This window comes from Hathewaya limosa, from assembly GCF_030815255.1.
Taxonomy (GTDB): domain Bacteria; phylum Bacillota; class Clostridia; order Clostridiales; family Clostridiaceae; genus Hathewaya; species Hathewaya limosa.
Window position 1 is genome coordinate 34074 of record NZ_JAUSWN010000012.1, and the last position, 19011, is coordinate 53084.

Consider the following 19011-nt stretch of genomic DNA (forward strand, 5'->3'; position numbering starts at 1 on the left):
ATATAGATATTTTAGCTAAATAGGGGTGAATTGTAATGAATATACTATTACTTGGTTCAGGTGGAAGAGAACATGCATTAGCATATAAGCTATCCGAGAATAATAGCATAGAAAAGATATACTGTGTTCAGGGGAATGAGGGAATATCTTTAGAACATAAATGTGAATGTATAGATATAAAAGAAAATAAGGAAATTGTACGCTTTGCCAAAGAAAAAGATATAGATCTTACAATAGTAGGACCTGAGGTACCTTTATGCCAAGGAATTGTGGATTTATTTAGAAAAGAAGGATTAAAAATTTTTGGTCCTAATAAAGAAAGCGCTCAATTAGAGGGAAGTAAAGTCTTTGCAAAGAATTTTATGAGAAAATATGGGGTTAAAACAGCTGAATATAAAGTATTTGATAATATGGAAAAAGCCTTAGAATATGCTAATAATGCACCGTATCCAATTGTTATTAAGGCAGATGGACTTGCAGCAGGGAAAGGAGTAGTAATAGTAAATTCAAAAGAAGAGGCTAAAAAGACTATAGTAGATTTTATGGGAAAAGATGTGTTTAAAGGAGCAGGAACTACTATAGTTATGGAAGAATTTTTAGAAGGTGTAGAAGCATCCATTCTTAGTATAACAGATGGAGAAGTTATAATTCCATTTATATCTTCAAAAGATCACAAACAACTTTTAGATGGAGATAAGGGTCCTAATACAGGGGGAATGGGAGTAATAGCACCTAATCCATATTGTACTAAGGAAGTCTTAATGGACTTTAAAGAGAGCATTATGAATCCAACTTTAAAAGGAATAAAAAAAGAAAAATTAGATTTTATAGGAGTAATTTTCTTTGGAATTATGATATGTAAAAAAGGAGTATATCTTTTAGAATATAATGTTAGAATGGGAGATCCAGAAACTCAATGTGTTCTTTCATTAATGGATTCGGATTTAGTTGAAATAATAAATGCTGCAATAAATAAAAAGTTAAAGGATCAAGAAATTAAATGGAAAGAAGGAAATGCATGTACTTTAGTATTAGCTTCAAATGGATATCCTAAGGAGTATAAAAAAGGATTTAAGATTGAGATCCAAGAACCAATAGAAGGAAAAGTATTCTTTGCAGGTGTTAAAAAAGAAAAAGAAAGTTTGGTTACTAATGGAGGAAGAGTATTATCTATAACTACTACAGATAATCTCCTAGAAAAGGCTATTAAAAAAGCTTATAAAGAAGTTAATAATATAAAATTTGAAGGAATGTATTATAGAAAAGATATAGGTAAGTTAAACATGCATTAAAGAAAAGAATTCTTTTCAATAAGTAATTAACGGAAAAGATTTTTATAAAAATCCATAAAAAAATACACTAGCGATTTTACAATGTTAGTGTATTTTTTTATGGATTTTGTATTAGGAGTATGAACTAATTAAGTAATATTTTAATAATAAAAACATATAAATTATAGTAATATTTTTATTAAAAATCAGATGATAATATTGAATAGTTTATAGGATTGTTAAGGTTTACATAAATTGGAGGATAATTTATTAATGGGTATATGATTTTTTCTATGTTAAATTTATAAATAGGGGAGGAAAAGTATGTTACAAAAAACGAATTTTCTAGATTTAAGTAGAAAGGTTGCAATAATATCAGGAGGAGCGGAAGGTGTAGGGATTGAGACAGCAGAACTTTTATCAGCATACGGTGCAAAAATAGCGTTATTAGATATGAGTTCAACGGGACATAAAGGCATAGAGAGACTTTGTAGTGCAGGAAGAGTTGCTAAATTTTATAGATGTGATGTTACAAAATTTGAGGATTGTAAATATGTTATAGAAGAGATAAAGAAAGATTTTGGGAAAATAGATGTTTTATTTAATAATGCAGAAGACGCTTTTAGAAAAACAGTAGTGGAGATTGAAGAAAAAGAAAATGATTTAATTTTAGATGTAGGACTTAAAGGAACTTATCAATTATCCAAGGTTGCTATTCCTGTTATGGCACAAGGAGGGGGCGGAAGCATAATAAATACTTGTTCAGCTTGGACCATAAAGGATTTACACAAAATATCTGCTTATTCTGTGATAAAAAGAGAAATAGCTAATCTAACTAAAGATATGGCTATAGATTATGAAGATAAAAATATAAGGGTGAATTCAATTAATGTAGATGATACTTTTACTAAGTGTATTAAGGACGAAGAAGGTGAACCTAAGGATAGAACGTTAAACAAATTAGGTATGCCAGAAGATATTAAAAAAGTTATTTTATTTTTAGCAAGTGATCTATCTTCATGGGTAACAGGAACTGACTTACTAATAGATAATCAATATAGATTAATATTAAAATAATTTTAAAAAAGCTGCTATATCTTTAAGTGATATTAGCAGTTTTTCTTTTTAAACACTATTAAAAATATTTTTAATAAATTTCATGGGATTATTAACATAGCTTACGTCTAAATAGGTGTAAGGGCTTTTACAAAGAATGGTTTTAGAGGAGGATAATAATGAAAAAGGTAGGAAGCATTACTAGTGCTATAGGGTTTATATTTATAGGATTAGTTTTAGGTATAAGGTGTATAAATTTAAATATTGCATATTTTATGTCAAGATTCTGGTTTATTTTATTTATAATTCTAGGTATAGAAGTAGTTTATGCTAGTAAAAGAAGGGATAAGTATAAAGCACAGTTTAATTATCTAATTATATTAGTTTTTATAATTAGTATTGGAATGCGTGGATATCTAGGATTTTCTACAATATGTGATAATAAACAAATAGGATTAAATGAGATTATTTTTAATAATGAAGATTTAAAAACAAAATTTAAAAATTTAGTTTATTTCAGTGATAATGTATATGATCAAAATGAGGTAGAAGTTTATGATAAGCTAAATATAGATTGTAATATAGATAAATTGAAGGTAAATTTAGTTAATGGAGATGTAGAAATAAAAAAATCTGAAGATAAAAAAATTAGAGTAGAGGCAATTGTTACATTAAAAAATGATAAATTCAAAGAAAAATATAAAATAGATGCTACTAGAAATGGTAGAGAATATAAGTTGAATTTTAAAGATAAGAACATCAAATGTTCTGATATAACTTTATACGTTCCAGATGGTAAACAGCTAGATATTAGTGATGTTAATGGTGATATAAAATGTTTTGATCAAAGCTTAAAAGTTGATTTTAATATAAATAATGTTAACGGAGATACGGAATTGCAAGGCGATATAAAAGAGTGTAAAGTATCTATTATAAATGGAGATATTAAAATTAAAAATGATAAATTTAGAATGCTTAAACTTAAAACAGTTAACGGAGATGTTGAATTAGATACCCAAGAAAAAAACATTAATGCATATATCAATAGCAGCTTAGGAACTTGTACTTTAAATGATGAAAAAGAAAAAAGTATAGAAAAAATTTTAGGAAATGGGACTTCAAAACTTGAAATTAAGGTGTCTACAGGACTGGTAAAAGTTAATACTGAGGGGTGATTTTAGGTATGGAGGAAACATTAATTTCTAAGTTAATACAAGGAGATGAAGAAAGCTATAGATTTATCATAGACGAGTATAAAGTAAAAATCCTTAGAGTATGTTATCCTTATACCAAAGATTTATATGAGGCAGAAGATCTATCACAAGAAGTGTTTATGACCATATTCAAGAATATAAAAAATTTTAAGGGTAAATGTTCTTTATCTACGTATATTTATAGAATCTCTATATCAAGATGCTTAGATTATAAAAGAAAGAAAAGTATAAAAGAATTTTTAGTTGATACTTTTAAAATAGATAAACCAGCACCCAGTGAAGATAATATAGAAAAAAATTATATTAGAGATTGTATAAAAAAGCTTCCACCAAGGCTTAAGGAAGTTGTAGTATTATATTATTATTCAGATTTAACTCAAAAGGAAATAGGAGCTATATTAAATATAAGTGAAAAAGCCGTAGAAGGAAGAATTTATAGAGCTAAAGAAAAATTGAAAATAGAATTTCAAAAGGGGGAGGGATTAACATGGAAAAGAGAAGAGATGATTTAGATCAAAAAATCTTAAACTCTGTAAAAAATATAAATCCTGATCAATATTATACAGACAAACTTATGCTTAAAATAAAAGAAAATAAGGAATTTAAAGATTCAAGATCGTCATTACAATTCTTAACATTTAAAAGAAAACTTTCTATTAGTTTAATTCTAACAGGACTGTTCTTCTTTATGATTTCTATGAGTAACGTTGAATATACCCTACTTGAAATTCAATGTAAAATTAAACAAAATGCTATAAAAACTGAAATTAAAGAAGGTAGTAGAGTATTATCAGATTTTAAATTTAAAACAGAAAGACATAAAGAAAATATAAATTGATGGTAATAAAAATATAAGGAGTGAAGATCTAATGACAAGGAAAAGTAAATTTATAGCAGGGATTTTATCTTTTTTCCCAGGTACTGGACATATGTATCTAGGTTTATTCAATAGAGGATTATTTTTCATGTCAATATTTATTTTTGCAACTATTATGAATAAAATACTTTGCTTTGATGGTATGAAAGTATGGATTACTGCACCAATTATAATTTATACATTTTTTGATGCTGTGGATTCGGCAGGTAAGATCTCAAATGGATTATACGTACCAGATGATCTTGATATACTAAAGAAACTAAAAATTAATGAATATGTGAATAATAGTCAAGGTTCTGAAGAAAATGATGAAATATTATTAAATAATCAGAAGGAAAGGGTAAGCACTATAGTAGGCATTTTTTTAATAATTATAGGAGTATTGGGTGTATTTAATGTGATTTTATCATATATACCTTGGTTATGGGATGTAATAAATATAATGAAAAGATATATAGTTCCAGTAGTATTTATATTATTAGGAATATATATATTAAGAAAGAAATAAATAGATTTTAGAATAAAAAAGTGACAAACCATCTTTTAAGTTTGTCACTTTTTTATTTAAAAAACTTTTTTATAGTTTTTAAATAAAGAGTAGATTATTCATCTGCACCTACACCAAAATCAGTATTGTTCCAAAGAACTTCAATATTTTCTTTTTCATCTAAAAAAGAGTAATTTTCTTTAAACCATTTAATTAATTCTCTATCTCTTTTTAAGGGCGTGGAATTTTCAATATATATGTTTATACACCCATAATCAAAGTATTTTAAAAGATATTCCATATCTTTTTTTAACATTTCTTTAGTTTGGCCTTTAATACCAACTAGAAGGCATATAGATTTAAAATATTTGGCAACTTCAGAAGGATGGTTAAAAATAGCACCCTTATTTAAAAATTTGTTTCGAAAATCATTATCAAAGGTTTCTATTCCACACTTAAAGATTATTGGTATACCAAAGAAATCTCTCATTTCTTGAAGTCTATTTCTATAAATCCAATGGCTTTCTAAAAATAATTTTTTAATACCCTTATTTTGAATTACAGATCTAATATCTTCTAAAGTTTCTCTAGGTATTTCAAAACAACTGCCTGAGTTAATAACTTCTAATACTTTGAATTCCCCTGTAACATTATTTAAAACATCTTTATTAAATTGAATATTTGCTTTAGTATCCTTTGAATTATCATGAATATAATCACAAAAAGAACATTTTCCCCAAATACATGGTGAAGCTTTTAAAAGAACAATTTCTCTATTATTTTTGCCATGAATAGAATTATAACGTATCATAATTAAATTCCTCCTTGTTTTATTATTTTAAGAAGTGGTTTGGCAAGGAAACACTTCATATAATATTTTTAAAGTATATTAAATTATAGCATAATAAAATGCCCAAGGTATAAGTTTTTCAAAATAGATTAAACTAAATTTAAACAATATTATATTTAAATTTAGGAGGAAAATGTTATGAAAGTTTTATACCATATAGATAATGCAAGTAAGTGGAAGTTAACTATGGAAAATGCTAAAAATATGTTAGATGAAGGTGAGAAGTCAGGGGAAAATTTTGAAATAGAAATTTTAGCAAATTCTATAGCGGTAGTTAATTTAAAAGAACAAATAGCAATTAACACTAAGTTATATATGCAAATGGATGAGTTGATAAAAAGAAATGTTAAATTTGCTGCATGCAAAAAGGCATTAACTAAATTCACTATTCAACAAGAAGAATTATGTGCCTTTGTACAAATAGTTCCAAGTGGTGTTGTAGAAGTTGCAAATAAAGAAAATGAAGGATACTGTTATATTAAAGCTTAAGGAGATAAAAATGAAGGAATCAACAAAACTTACAATTGTTCAATTAAATGATGCACATGGTCATATATTACCGCACAAAGAAGTTTTTTTTGAAGCTAAAGGAATTAAGGTTAAAGAAGCTGGTGGGTATTCTAGAATTAAAACTGTAATAGATGGTATAAAAAAAGAAAGTCCCAATACACTTTTTTTAGATTGTGGAGATACTTTTCATGGAACATTTATTACAACACAAACTCAGGGAAATGCAATTATTCCAGTTTTAAATGCCATGGGAATAGATGCCATGACTGCACATTGGGATTTTGCATATACACCTTCTCATTTAAGGGAATTAGCTAATAGGTTAAATTATCCTGTATTATCAGCTAATACGTATGTTTATGATAAAAATAAACGTCTTTTTGATCCTTATTGTATAAAGAATATTAACGGTTTAAAAATAGGAATTATAGGAATGGCATGTGAACATGTGGTTCAAGGATTTCCTAAAAAGTTTAGTCAAGGAATTTATATGTCTCCCGAATATGAGGAACTTCCTAAAATTGTATCAGAACTTAGAAACAAAGAAAAAGTAGATTTCATTATATTATTATCTCATTTAGGAATGCCAACAGATTATAAAATTCTACAGACTGTAGAGGGAGTAGATGTATGCATTAGTGGCCATACCCATAATAGACTAAATTCTCCTATAAGAATAGGAAATAGTATACTTATTCAGTCAGGATGCCATGGTTCATTTCTTGGAAGGTTAGATTTAGAAATAATAAATGGCAAAGTTGTAGATTTTAAACACGAACTTATTACTGTAAATGATAAAGTTGAGAAGAATAAAGAAATAGAAAATATAGTAACACAGATTTTTGAACCTTATGAAGAAGAATTAAATAACATTGTTGGAGAAACAAAAACTTTATTAAGTAGACATTTAGCTTTAGAATCAACTATGGATAATTTCCTTTTAAAATCAATATCTCATGCTACAGGAAATAAAATTTGTTTCTCACATGGATGGAGATATGGAGCTCCAATTGCACCAGGGAAAATAACATTAAATGATTTATACAATATAGTGCCTATGAATCCTAAGATAATTAATGTTCAAATGAAAGGATATGAAATTTTAGAATTATTAGAAACAAAGCTTAATAAAACTTATAACATAAATCCTTTTGGTCAAACCGGTGGATATGTACAAAGGGCTATTGGAATAAAGGCATATGTAAAAATAGAAAATCCTAAGATGCATAGAATACAAAAATTATTTATAGAAAATGAGGAATTAGATGCTCAGAAAACCTATAATGTAAGTTATATAACAGAACAAGCTGTTCCAAAATATTTAGGTGAAAATAGAGAACAATTAAATATTACGGCTATAGATGCTATGAAAGGTTATTTAAACTATAAAGGAGAAATATGTGAAGAATATTTAAATACTTTTGTTCTTATATAATATAGAAAAATATAAGAAAAAGAGTGATCTTAAAAAACTATGATCACTCTTTTTTCTACAATAATTTTATTAAGTAAGGATATATAAGTTTTATAGCTACTGCAAGGGACATTATTATAAAGATAGGCTTTATAAGTTTAGGTCCATTATCTATGGCAATTCTAGTGCCCACTCTAGCACCTAAAGCCATACAAATTGCTACAGGAATAGCAATTTTATAAATAATTTGTCCTTTTATTGCAAACATAATTAAAGCAGAAATATTACTTGTAACATTTAATAACTTTGCATTTGCAGTGGCCTTAGTAAAATCCTGTCCAAAAATTCCAATCAATCCAAAGATTAAAAATGATCCAGTGCCCGGACCAAAAAATCCATCATAAAATCCTAAACTAAAAGCAAATAACATACCTATAAGAATTATTTTTTTTGTTATAATAACTTTTTTTTCTTCTACCCCTAAGTCCTTAGAAAAAATAGTATATATGCCAATAAATAAAACCAAGATAAGTACGATTCCAGATAAGGAATCTGCGGGTATAAAGCCTACTACAATTACACCTAATATGGAACCTAAAAATGTAAAGGGTAGCAAAGATTTTAAAAGCTTAAAATTAATTTTCCCACTTTTAGCAAATTTTATAACGCTGGTAATAGAACCGGAAGTTGCACAAAATTTATTTGTACCTAAAGTAAGATGTGGAGGTATACCAGCCATTAGAAAAGCAGGGACACTTATTAATCCACCACCACCAGCTATAGCATCAATAAAGGCAGCTACAAAACCAGCAATACATAATAATATAAGAGTAACCATAAATTCACCACCTAAAAATTAAAATAAAATTTACATTAATAGTATTATTATAATTTAAAATTTACCGCATAGAAAGAGCTTATAAAGTATTCATAAAATTTAGATTAAGGGAAAGAGTAAAGATAAATTTTATAAGTTAAATTAGTTAAAAAATACACAAAGAAGTATAGGTTGGAAACTAATATTCTGAAAATTAAGAAAATAACTTGAAATTTTGTGATTACAGTTATATAATTTAATTATAAAAGAGAAATATAACAAATAAGTATAAAAAAATAAGTTAAAAATATAACAAAAATAGAGATACTAATATATCATAGCTTTCATAATAAAGATATATCTTTAGGGTTAGAGAAGTACAAATTAAAGGATTTAATTAAACGTATTAAGATTCTTTAGTAAATCCTAACTTATAATATAATTATATTATAAAGTTTTAAAGAAAATAGATAATTCGAAAGGGTTATCTATTTTCATTTAGAAAAAAGTTATATATAGAAAACAATATATTTATGTCTATTAATTAGCATAATTACAAGTTTAAAAATTTTGAATTTACAGTTAAATTTATAATAAATACTGTATTTTTCATTGAAAAAAAGTTCCCTAGGTGGTAACTTATAGATATAAGCAAATTCATTTATGGGGGGGAATAGTCATGAATAAAGAATTTTTTCAAAGAAATAGAAAAAAACTACTAGAAAAAATACAAGACAATTCTTTTGTAGTTCTTTTCCAAGAAGACGCACCATACAAATCAGCAGATTATAAATATCCTTTTGTACAAAATAGAAATTTTTATTATATTACAGGATACCCAAGGGAAAATGCTGTATATATGTTATTTAAACAAGGAAATAGTATAACAGAAAAATTATTTATTGAAAGACAAGATCCAGTAATGGCAAGGTGGTATGGAGAAAGACTAACTGTTGAGGAAGCTCAAGAGTTAACTGGAATGGAAAATGTTGAATATCTAGATCAATTTGAAGATAACTTTGGAAGGATTATTTCAAGAGTAGGAGCAGAAAATTTATATCTAGATTTAGAAAGACAAGAATTTGGCATAAGAATAACTAAAACTCAAGATTTTGCATCTGAAATTTTGAGAAGATATCCATATCTTAAGCTTCATCATATAGGGGATGAAATAGGTAGATTAAGAGCAGTAAAAAGTGAGGAAGAAATAGCTATAACAAAAAGAGCAATTGAGATCACTAAAGAAGGTATATACAATATGTGGGCTCATGCAAAACCAGGTATGATGGAATATGAAATAGAAGCTTATTTTGAATACTCATTGGTTAAAAATGGATCTAAGTTTAGAGCATTTAATAATATAGTTGCAGCAGGACATAATAGTACAGTTCTTCATTATGATGCTAATACTTGTAGGGCAAATGATGGTGATGTAGTATTACTTGACTTAGGCGCTCAATATCAATTATATAATGGAGATCTTTCACGTACTTTCCCTGTTAATGGTAAATTTACTTCAAGACAAAAAGAAGTATACAATGGAGTATTAGCTGCTCAAAAGGCTGTAGAGGCTGCAGTTAAACCAGGTGCAACTTGGAATGATATTGAAAATGTTGCTAGAAAAGAACTTGCAAATGCTTGTAAGGGATTAGGAATAATTAAAGAAGATAGCGAGCTATCTAAGTATTATTTCCATTCAATAGGACATTATTTAGGATTAGACACACATGATATTGGAGATTATAATGCAAAATTAGAACCAGGAATGATAATAACTAATGAACCAGGACTTTACATTCCGGAAGAAAATATAGGTGTAAGAATAGAAGATGATCTATTAGTAACCGAAGATGGTTGCGTAAACTTAGCTAAAGATGTTATAAAAGAAGCCGATGATGTAGAAAATTTCATGGCTGAACAAAAGAAATGTCATTAATAATAAATAAAAAATAATAAAATCTTAATTAATAATTATATATACACACAATAAACGCTATAGATAATTCAAAATTATTTATAGCGTTATTTTTATAAAAAACATATTTTGAATAAAAAAAATTTCTTTAATTAATTTTTAAAATATTCAAAAAATATATTGACTTTAAAAAACAATGGGATTATACTTAATTTATGGAATTTATCCAAATCATTTTAAGGAGGTAGTAACTATGAATAATTTAATTAATGTTATTTTAAATGTTAAATTTAATAGAGAAGTAAATCATAATAGTTCTATCTCTGAGAATAAAATTAATTTATCACTAATACTAAAATAAGTTTAAGGAGGTAGGATGTTATGTTAAAGATGTTTAATTGTAATTTAAGATTAATTGAAAACTTAAATAGTAATTTAAAAATGTATAGCCCTATCTCTAAACAAGGACTTATTATGTAAATTTCAATGTTTTATAGCTATAAATAATTTGAAATGAAAATATACAGGTCATGGGTTATATGTGCTCATGGCCTTTTTATCTTTAATTGAGATATACTTTGCATGCAGTTATCTCTTTTTTATAAAGGTCATGGAGCATTATTTTCCATGATCTTTATTTTTTCTAAAAAGGAGGGAATTGTATTGAAAAGGATTTTAAAATATGTACAAAAGTATAAAGTTTTAGTTATACTTCCATTTTTAGCGATGATAATAAGCATTGGATTAGATTTAATAAATCCATATGTTTCTAAAATTTTAGTAGACAAGGTTATTGTAGGTGGAAATCATAAACTTTTATTAACTTTATTACTGAGTATTTTAACAATAACTATTCTAAAAGGAATTTTTGGATATGTAGAAGAATATTTATTTGATGTTTTAAGTGTAAAAGTTCATAAAGATATAAAAATAGAATTATTTAATCATATAGAAAAACTAGAGTTTGCCTATTTTGATAAGGTAAATACAGGTGAACTTATGTCAAGAATAGCAGAAGATATAGAAAACATCTGGAGATCTCTATCTTTTGGATTGCGTTTGTTGCTTGAAAATCTTATTCATTTTGTTTTTGGTGCAGTAGCGTTATTTTGGTTGAGTCCTAAGTTAGCTGTTGCCTGTATAATTACTATGATACCAGTAGGATTTTTAGCTATGAATTTGGAGAAAAAAGAAGGAGAAGTATACGAAAAGATTAGTGATCAAAATGCCGAGATGAATACAACAGCAGAAGAAAATATTGCTGGAGTTAGACTTGTTAAGGCTTTTAGTCGTGAAAAACATGAGATTTTAAAATTTTTAAAAATGAATAAAAAGTATTATAAACTTAATATGGAACAAGCCAATGTGTTAGCAAATCATTTACCTTTGATGGATTTTTTTACAAACTTATCTCTTATTGTGATGATTTCACTTGGGGGATATTTTGTATTGAAGGGTGAGATGACTTTAGGTGCATTAGTGGCTTTTAACGGATATATTTGGGGAATGTTATGGTCTATGGAAAATTTAGGATGGCTTACTAATATGTTTGCCGAAACTAAAGCATCTGCAAAGAAAGTTTTTAAGATATTAGATACAGAACCTAAGATCAGTAATTGTCAAAATGCAATAATTAAAGAAAATATAGAAGGAGACATAGAATTTAAAAATGTTTCTTTTAAATACAAAGATGAAGAAGTATTAAAAAATATTAATTTTAAAGCTGAAAAAGGTATGACTATAGCAATTATGGGAACTACAGGATCAGGAAAAAGCTCTTTAATTAGTTTAATAGGTAGAAATTATGATGTTTCAAAGGGTGAGGTTTTAGTAGATGGTATAGATGTAAAAAAATATGATTTATTTAGCCTTAGAAACAATATATCTATAGTCCCACAAGATGTATTTTTATTTTCAGATTCGGTAAAAAATAATTTAAAATTAGGGTTAGAAAATGCATCAGAGGAAGAATTAAAAAATGCTAGTAAACTTGCTTGTGCAGGGAAATTTGTTAATAACTTACCTAAAGGATATGATACCGTAGTAGGGGAAAGAGGAATAGGGTTGTCAGGAGGTCAAAAGCAAAGATTATCTATAGCAAGAGCATTAATAAAGAAAGCACCTATTTTAATTTTAGATGATTCTACTTCAGCGTTAGATATGGAAACTGAATTTCAGCTACTAAAAAATTTAAATGAGCGAGAAAAGAGCTGCACAACTTTTATAATTGCTCATAGAATTTCAGCAGTTAAAAATGCAGATTTAATTTTATTTATGGAAAATGGTGAAATTATAGAAAGTGGTAATCATTCTACACTTATAAAGAAACAAGGAAAGTATTATGAAATCTATAAAGAACAGTTTAAAGACTTTATAGAAAATGTTGATGAAGAGGAGGCGATATAATGGAGATTAATGGTACTAGACAAGATGAAATTAGAGTATCACATTCAAAATTATACATTTTAAAAAGGCTTTTTAAATATGCAAAACCTTTTAAGCGGAAAATCATATTAGTAATTTTTTTAATGATTATAGCTATGTTAAGTTCGCTTTTTAGTCCTTATTTATTAGAGGTAGCCATAGATAAGCATATTGCTAACAAAAATATTAGAGGACTTATAAATATAGGAGTTATATTAGTTGTATTAAATTTATTAGCTATGACTGCAGCAAGAATAAGAATAAAATGTATGGCGGGTGTTACAAATAAGATTCTAATAAATATAAGGGAAGATTTGTATACTCATATTCAAAAATTATCATTTGGTTTTTTTGATAGTAGACCAGTTGGAAAAGTTTTGGCTAGGGTTATGGGTGATGTTAATGCACTTCAAGAACTATTTAATGTAAGCATAACTAATTTTATTCCTCAATTATTAAAACTTGTTTGTGTAAGTATTTTAATGTTATGGATGAACTTTAAATTAGCATTATGGACACTTATGTTAATACCTTTTTTATTTGTTGGATTGTTTATTGTTCAATATTTTAGTGAATCTTTATGGGCAAAATATAGACAAAAACGTTCTAATGTTAATGCTTTTACACATGAGGATTTTTCAGGAATTAAACTTGTTCAAAATTTTGCGGCAGAGCATAGACGTGAAAAAGATTTTAAAAACATGACAGAAGATATGTTAAAGACATTTTTAAGTTGTGCAAGGTTAAATGATTTATTTTGGCCAATAGTACAACTATCTTGGGGTGTTGGAACGGTTATTATATATATTAAAGGTATTGATCTTATAGGAATTGGAAATATAAAGGTAGGAACTTTAATCTCTTTTACTTGGTATGTAACTATGTTTTGGCAACCAATAATGCATATTACGGATTTTTATAATACCTTAATTAGTAATATATCAGCAGGTGAAAGAGTTTTTGAAATTATGGATATAAAACCTACAATATATTCAAAGGAACATTCATCTAGTATGCCTGAAATTAAGGGTAATATTGAATTTAATAATGTAAGTTTTTCTTATGATGGATCAGTAAAAAATTTAAAAGATGTAAATTTTAAAGTTAATAAAGGTGAAAGCGTTGCATTAGTTGGAGCAACAGGTGCGGGTAAAACAACAATTATAAATTTAATAAGTAGGTTCTATGATGTGCAAGAGGGTACAATATTAATAGATGGAATAAATGTAAAAGATGTAACATTAGAGTCCTTAAGAAGTCAAATGGGAATAATGCTACAAGATACTTTCTTATTTTCATATTCTGTAAAAGAAAATATAAGATATGGGAAATTAGATGCTACAGATGATGAGATAATAGCCGCAGCAAAGAGTGTTAATGCTCATGATTTTATAATGAGTTTAGAAAAAGGATATGATACAGAGATAAATGAAAGAGGTTCAAGACTTTCAGTAGGACAAAGACAATTAATTTCTTTTGCGAGGGCTTTATTAGCAGATCCAAGAATTTTAATATTAGATGAAGCAACTTCTAATATAGATACCTATACAGAAATGTTAGTACAACAAGGTATAAAAAAATTATTAAAAGGCAGAACTTCTTTTGTAATAGCACATAGATTATCAACAATTAGAGATTGCGATAAAATCATGGTTGTAGAAGGTGGAGAAATAGTAGAAGTGGGAACCCATGAAGAGTTACTTGCAAAAAAAGGTATTTATTATAACCTTTATATGGCACAATATAGTTTCTTACAAGAAGGAGCATAGAAGAAATTTCTATAATTATTAGGAATAAAATTATATTTTGTTTATTCCCTCACTACGTTCGAAGTCAACACAAAATATAATTTTATTCCTTTAAAGATATAGAAATTTCTTTAGTAAATGGGAGATTACAAAAGGGAAATATGTTATTTATTTGCTCATTACATTCAAAGTTAACGAAAGAAACTTTTATAAGTAGAAGCATAGAAATTATTTTTTTAGTTTCCACGCTATGCTGGAAGACACGTAAAAATAAATTTCTATTGCTTTTATAAAAGTATATAAGGTAAAGAGAAATAAAAATTTATTGAGAGAATAGAAGAAAGTTCTATAATTACTAGGAATAAAATAGTATTTTTCTTATTCCCTCACTACGTTCGAAGTCAACACAAAATATAATTTTATTCCTTTAAAGATATAGAAATTTCTTTAGTAAATAGGAGATTACAAAAGGGAAATATGTTATTTATTTGCTCATTACATTCAAAGTTAACGAAAGAAACTTTTATAAGTAGAAGCATAGAAATTATTTTTTTAGTTTCCTCGCTATGCTGGAAGACACGTAAAAATAAATTTCTATTGCTTTTATAAAAGTATATAAGGTAAAGAGAAATAAAAATTTATTGAGAGAATAAAAGAAATTTCTATAATTTTATTCCTTTAAAGATATAGAAATTTCTTTAGTAAATAGGAGATTACAAAAGGGAACTATGTTATTTATTTGCTCATTACATTCAAAGTTAACGAAAGAAACTTTTATAAGTAGAAGCATAGAAATTATTTTTTTAGTTTCCTCGCTATGCTGGAAGACACATAAAAATAAATTTCTATTGCTTTTATAAAAGTATATAAGGTAAAGAGAAATAAAAATTTATTGAGAGAATAAAAGAAGTTTCTATAATTACTAGGAATAAAATTATATTTTGTTTATTCCCTCACTACGTTCGAAGTCAACACAAAATATAATTTTATTCCTTTAAAGATATAGAAATTTCTTTAATAAATAGGAGATTACAAAAGGAAAATATGTTATTTATTTCCTCATTACATTCAAAGTTAACGAAAGAAACTTTTATAAGTAGAAGCATAGAAATTATTTTTTAGTTTCCTCGCTATGCTGGAAGACACGTAAAAATAAATTTCTATTGCTTTTATAAAAGTATATAAGGTAAAGAGAAATAAAAATTTATTGAGAGAATAAAAGAAATTTCTATAATTATTAGGAATAAAATTATATTTTGTTTATTCCCTCACTACGTTCGAAGTCAACACAAAATATAATTTTATTCCTTTAAAGATATAGAAATTTCTTTAGTAAATAGGAGATTACAAAAGGGAAATATGTTATTTATTTGCTCATTACATTCAAAGTTAACGAAAGAAACTTTTATAAGTAGAAGCATAGAAATTATTTTTTAGTTTCCTCGCTATGCTGGAAGACACGTAAAAATAAATTTCTATTGCTTTTATAAAAGTATATAAGGTAAAGATAAATAAAAATTCATTGAGATAATAGAAGAAAGTTCTATAATTACTAGGAATAAAATAGTATTTTTCTTATTCCCTCACTACGTTCGAAGTCAACACAAAATATAATTTTATTCCTTTAAAGATATAGAAATTTCTTTAGTAAATAGGAGATTACAAAAGGGAAATATGTTATTTATTTCCTCATTACATTCAAAGTTAACGAAAAATAACTTTTATAAGTAGAAGCATAGAAATTATTTTTTTAGTTTCCTCGCTATGCTGGAAGACACACAAAAATAAATTTCTATTGCTTTTATAAAAGTGTGTAAGATTCAATATAAATGAAGATTTAATGTTTTTAAGCTAAGTTACTTTTAAGTTGTTTAAAGGTATCAATTATTTTAGGTCTATCTTTTTTCATAAAAGAGGATAGTTTAATAATATGTGAGGCATTTGATAATTGTAGTGTTATTATTTCGTCTACAATATTTATGTCAATATTTTTAATATCTTTTAATGATAAAGAGTATTGTTTTTTTAAGAACATACTATTTAAAATAATTTTTGAATCTTCCAAAGTTAAGTCAGCTTGTTTTGAGTTTTTAATAAGTGAAATAGTTTTTATTAATATAATACCAAGTAAAATTGCTGGCATGACTAAAATAAATTTTAATGATTTGTCATTGAAATCAAGTATACTTCTAATTATATACAGTAAGTTAATAATAAAAATAGATAATCCTATAATGCTTAATATTTTTAAGTTTTTACTATTATCTTTTTTATAAGAATAAAAAAATGTCTTAGTCATAATAGTGAACCTCCTTTTAAGAATCTACACAGTCAATCATTAGGAATACTATATAAGGCATAGTAAGAAAAGATATCATTAATTGTACATTTAAAAAGCCAATAAGTAATGAAACAACATAATAAATACCTGCAATTATCATATTTAATTTTGTATTTGAACGAAATCCGGGAATAGTTTTAACAAAAGTTTTTAATTTTGACATAATAGTATCCTCCACACAAATGGTACTGAATATTAAAAGAATTAAGTAAATATATTTTAACATTTTAAATTATTTATTCAAGAGAAAGGAGAAAATAAAGTATGAATTTTCAAAAATCATGCGGAGATTTTGAAGAAAATAAAAAATTACTAGAAAAAGCTAATGAATATTTATGTAAAACTAGAAAGTAGGAAGATGGGAGGAAATTCTAATGAGTTTTATAAAAACAAAAAGTAAAAATTATGTTTTTAATTATGAAGAAAATTCATTGGCACATAGGAATATAGAAAAAATTATAGAACTTCAAGAAAATTGTTTTAATACTATTAATTATATGCTAAATGTAACAATGAGTAAGAAAATTAACTATTTTTTATGTGATTCACCTAAAAAAGTTGGTGAAGTATGTGGAGATAATGAGCCTTGCAATGGTTTTGCTAGATATCCTAATATTGTTTATGCTGTATATAATGAAGAAGTAAAATGCTTAGGTTTCCATGAGGACACTCACTTAATTGCATATAATACCTTAGGAAATCCTCCACAAGTTTTTATTAGAGAAGGACTAGCTATGTATTTTGATAAAGTTTACTTGGGAATATCAAATTATGCATGGACAAAATATTTTTTAGAAAATAATTTATATGTAGGATTAAAAGATCTTTTAGAAAATGAAAAGTTTTATAAATGTGATTGCAATATAAGTTATCCCATAGCTGGAGCTTTTACAGAGTATATTATGGGTATTTTAGGTGTAGATAAGTATAAAAAATTTTATAGTGAATTAAATAAAGAAGTTTACAAAAAAATAGAAACAACCTTTGGATCTGATTTATTAAAGTTAGAGGAAGGTTTTAAAAAGTATATAAGTTGTATAGGGATGAATAAAGAGGTTTACAAAATTATATCACATTATAATTTTTAAAAACTATATTTGAACATTTAAATCTTAATAAAATAGAATTAATGACCATGAAGGATAATATAAGGGCACAGATTAAACACAAATTTAGGAGGTAAGTTACATTGGGATTATATGAAGATATTTATGAAGAGCTAGAAAAACTTCTTAATATTAATAACAAAATAATTGATCTCCAAGAAATACAACATAAAGATGGTATTTATTTATATAGAATGAGACATGGTGAAAAAAGTTATGTTCTTAAGTATTTTATAAATAAAGAATTTAGAAGAGAAATAGAAAATTATTTTATATTACAGGAATGTGATATTCCTACTATTAAAGTTATAGCTAGTACAGAAAAAAGTTTGCTTTTAGATGATTTAAGTAAGAATAAAGTTTTTAGATTAGGAATAGAAGAGGATTTAAGTGATATTGAAGTTGTAAAAAATCTTGCAAAATGGTATTTAAAGTTGCATCATGAAGGTAGTAAATATTTATCTAAAAAGAAGAGTAGTTTTAAATTTTATAGAGAAACAGATATTATTACACAAGAAAATCTTAAATTAATTAGACAAAGGTCAAATACGGAAGATAATAATGTATGGAAATTAATAGAGAATAACTTTGAAAGTATTTTAAAATATATAAATAATTTAGAAGAAACCTTAGTATATAATGACTTTTATTATACTAATTTAGCAGTTGCTAAAGATAAAAAACAAGCATTAATGTTTGATTATAATTTTTTAGGTATAGGTTATAGATATAGTGATATAAGAAATGTATGTTCATCATTATCTGAAGAGGCCAGTGAAGTGTTTAAAAAAGAATACGGGTATATAAACGAAAAAGAAGTAATTGTAGATTCAGTTTTGACTATCCTACAAGGATTAATTTTAGCATATAAAAAACCTATATTTCCTAAATGGGGTGAAGAAAGCATTAAAAAAATTAAAGATGGGACATTAGAAAGAAATATACAACGTCTTTTATCACTAATTCTTAATTAGAACTTTA

General features: G+C 26.1%; 17 protein-coding genes. 13 read left to right on the plus strand and 4 right to left on the minus strand.

The genetic code is table 11. The annotated features are described in order from the left end of the window. Positions 1-35: 35 nt before the first annotated feature. The 6 genes from purD to QOZ93_RS08010 all read left to right on the plus strand — a co-directional run bounded on the left by purD (position 36) and on the right by QOZ93_RS08010 (position 4926). The gene (purD, locus tag QOZ93_RS07985; RefSeq protein WP_307355787.1) at positions 36-1292 is read left to right on the plus strand and encodes a phosphoribosylamine--glycine ligase; all 1257 of its coding nucleotides are present in this window, start codon (positions 36-38) and stop codon (positions 1290-1292) included. Positions 1293-1595: 303 nt separating this feature from the next. Next, a complete protein-coding gene (locus QOZ93_RS07990; RefSeq protein WP_307355788.1) occupies positions 1596-2348 on the plus strand; it encodes an SDR family NAD(P)-dependent oxidoreductase in 753 nt (250 codons plus the stop codon). 158 nt (positions 2349-2506) lie between these two features. Beyond that, positions 2507-3502 carry a DUF4097 family beta strand repeat-containing protein gene (locus tag QOZ93_RS07995; RefSeq protein WP_307355789.1) on the plus strand — a complete coding sequence of 332 codons (996 nt, stop codon included), beginning with the start codon at positions 2507-2509 and terminating at the stop codon, positions 3500-3502. 8 nt (positions 3503-3510) lie between these two features. Then, the gene (locus QOZ93_RS08000) at positions 3511-4053 is read left to right on the plus strand and encodes an RNA polymerase sigma factor (protein WP_307355790.1); all 543 of its coding nucleotides are present in this window, start codon (positions 3511-3513) and stop codon (positions 4051-4053) included. Beyond that, positions 4029-4379: a hypothetical protein gene (locus QOZ93_RS08005; protein ID WP_307355791.1), complete on the plus strand. Its 351-nt coding sequence runs from the start codon at positions 4029-4031 to the stop codon at positions 4377-4379. Before QOZ93_RS08000 ends, QOZ93_RS08005 begins: the two co-directional genes overlap by 25 nt. Positions 4380-4410: 31 nt before the next feature. After that, positions 4411-4926, plus strand: a complete 516-nt coding sequence (locus tag QOZ93_RS08010) for a cadmium resistance transporter (RefSeq protein WP_307355792.1) — start codon at positions 4411-4413, stop codon at positions 4924-4926. A gap of 94 nt (positions 4927-5020) precedes the next feature. Here the strand turns inward: QOZ93_RS08010 and QOZ93_RS08015 are convergent, their stop codons facing one another. Then, positions 5021-5716 carry a radical SAM protein gene (locus QOZ93_RS08015; protein ID WP_307355793.1) on the minus strand — a complete coding sequence of 232 codons (696 nt, stop codon included), beginning with the start codon at positions 5714-5716 and terminating at the stop codon, positions 5021-5023. A gap of 177 nt (positions 5717-5893) precedes the next feature. Between QOZ93_RS08015 and QOZ93_RS08020 the strand changes: the two genes are divergently transcribed. Together QOZ93_RS08020 and QOZ93_RS08025 are read left to right on the plus strand one after the other, a co-directional pair. Continuing rightward, complete coding sequence (locus tag QOZ93_RS08020) at positions 5894-6244, plus strand: DsrE family protein (protein ID WP_307355794.1); 351 nt, start codon at positions 5894-5896, stop codon at positions 6242-6244. Further along, entirely contained in the window at positions 6216-7700 is a 1485-nt protein-coding gene (locus QOZ93_RS08025; protein ID WP_307355795.1) for a bifunctional metallophosphatase/5'-nucleotidase, read from the plus strand. The genes QOZ93_RS08020 and QOZ93_RS08025 overlap by 29 nt, the downstream gene beginning before the upstream one ends. 55 nt (positions 7701-7755) lie before the next feature. Here QOZ93_RS08025 and QOZ93_RS08030 read toward each other — a convergent pair whose 3' ends face one another. Next, the gene (locus QOZ93_RS08030) at positions 7756-8517 is read right to left on the minus strand and encodes a TSUP family transporter (protein WP_111943361.1); all 762 of its coding nucleotides are present in this window, start codon (positions 8515-8517) and stop codon (positions 7756-7758) included. Positions 8518-9175: 658 nt separating this feature from the next. Here QOZ93_RS08030 and QOZ93_RS08035 point away from each other — a divergent pair. The 3 genes from QOZ93_RS08035 (at position 9176) to QOZ93_RS08045 (ending at position 14604) form a co-directional block, all read left to right on the plus strand. Continuing rightward, positions 9176-10432 (plus strand): aminopeptidase P family protein, encoded by a 1257-nt coding sequence (locus QOZ93_RS08035; RefSeq protein ID WP_307355797.1) that lies wholly within the window; start codon positions 9176-9178, stop codon positions 10430-10432. A gap of 606 nt (positions 10433-11038) precedes the next feature. Next, on the plus strand, positions 11039-12817 hold the full coding sequence (locus QOZ93_RS08040) for an ABC transporter ATP-binding protein (RefSeq protein WP_307355798.1): 1779 nt from the start codon (positions 11039-11041) through the stop codon (positions 12815-12817). Then, positions 12817-14604 (plus strand): ABC transporter ATP-binding protein, encoded by a 1788-nt coding sequence (locus QOZ93_RS08045; protein WP_307355799.1) that lies wholly within the window; start codon positions 12817-12819, stop codon positions 14602-14604. Before QOZ93_RS08040 ends, QOZ93_RS08045 begins: the two co-directional genes overlap by 1 nt. 1825 nt (positions 14605-16429) lie before the next feature. Here the strand turns inward: QOZ93_RS08045 and QOZ93_RS08050 are convergent. Both QOZ93_RS08050 and QOZ93_RS08055 read right to left on the minus strand, forming a co-directional pair. Further along, the gene (locus QOZ93_RS08050; protein ID WP_111943353.1) at positions 16430-16882 is read right to left on the minus strand and encodes a hypothetical protein; all 453 of its coding nucleotides are present in this window, start codon (positions 16880-16882) and stop codon (positions 16430-16432) included. Positions 16883-16898: 16 nt separating this feature from the next. Further along, entirely contained in the window at positions 16899-17087 is a 189-nt protein-coding gene (locus QOZ93_RS08055; RefSeq protein ID WP_111943351.1) for a hypothetical protein, read from the minus strand. 211 nt (positions 17088-17298) lie between these two features. Here QOZ93_RS08055 and QOZ93_RS08060 point away from each other — a divergent pair, with 211 nt between their 5' ends. Next, the gene (locus tag QOZ93_RS08060; protein ID WP_307355800.1) at positions 17299-18012 is read left to right on the plus strand and encodes a hypothetical protein; all 714 of its coding nucleotides are present in this window, start codon (positions 17299-17301) and stop codon (positions 18010-18012) included. A 101-nt stretch (positions 18013-18113) separates the two neighbouring features. Then, positions 18114-19004 (plus strand): hypothetical protein, encoded by an 891-nt coding sequence (locus QOZ93_RS08065; protein ID WP_111943347.1) that lies wholly within the window; start codon positions 18114-18116, stop codon positions 19002-19004. Positions 19005-19011 lie beyond the last annotated feature (7 nt).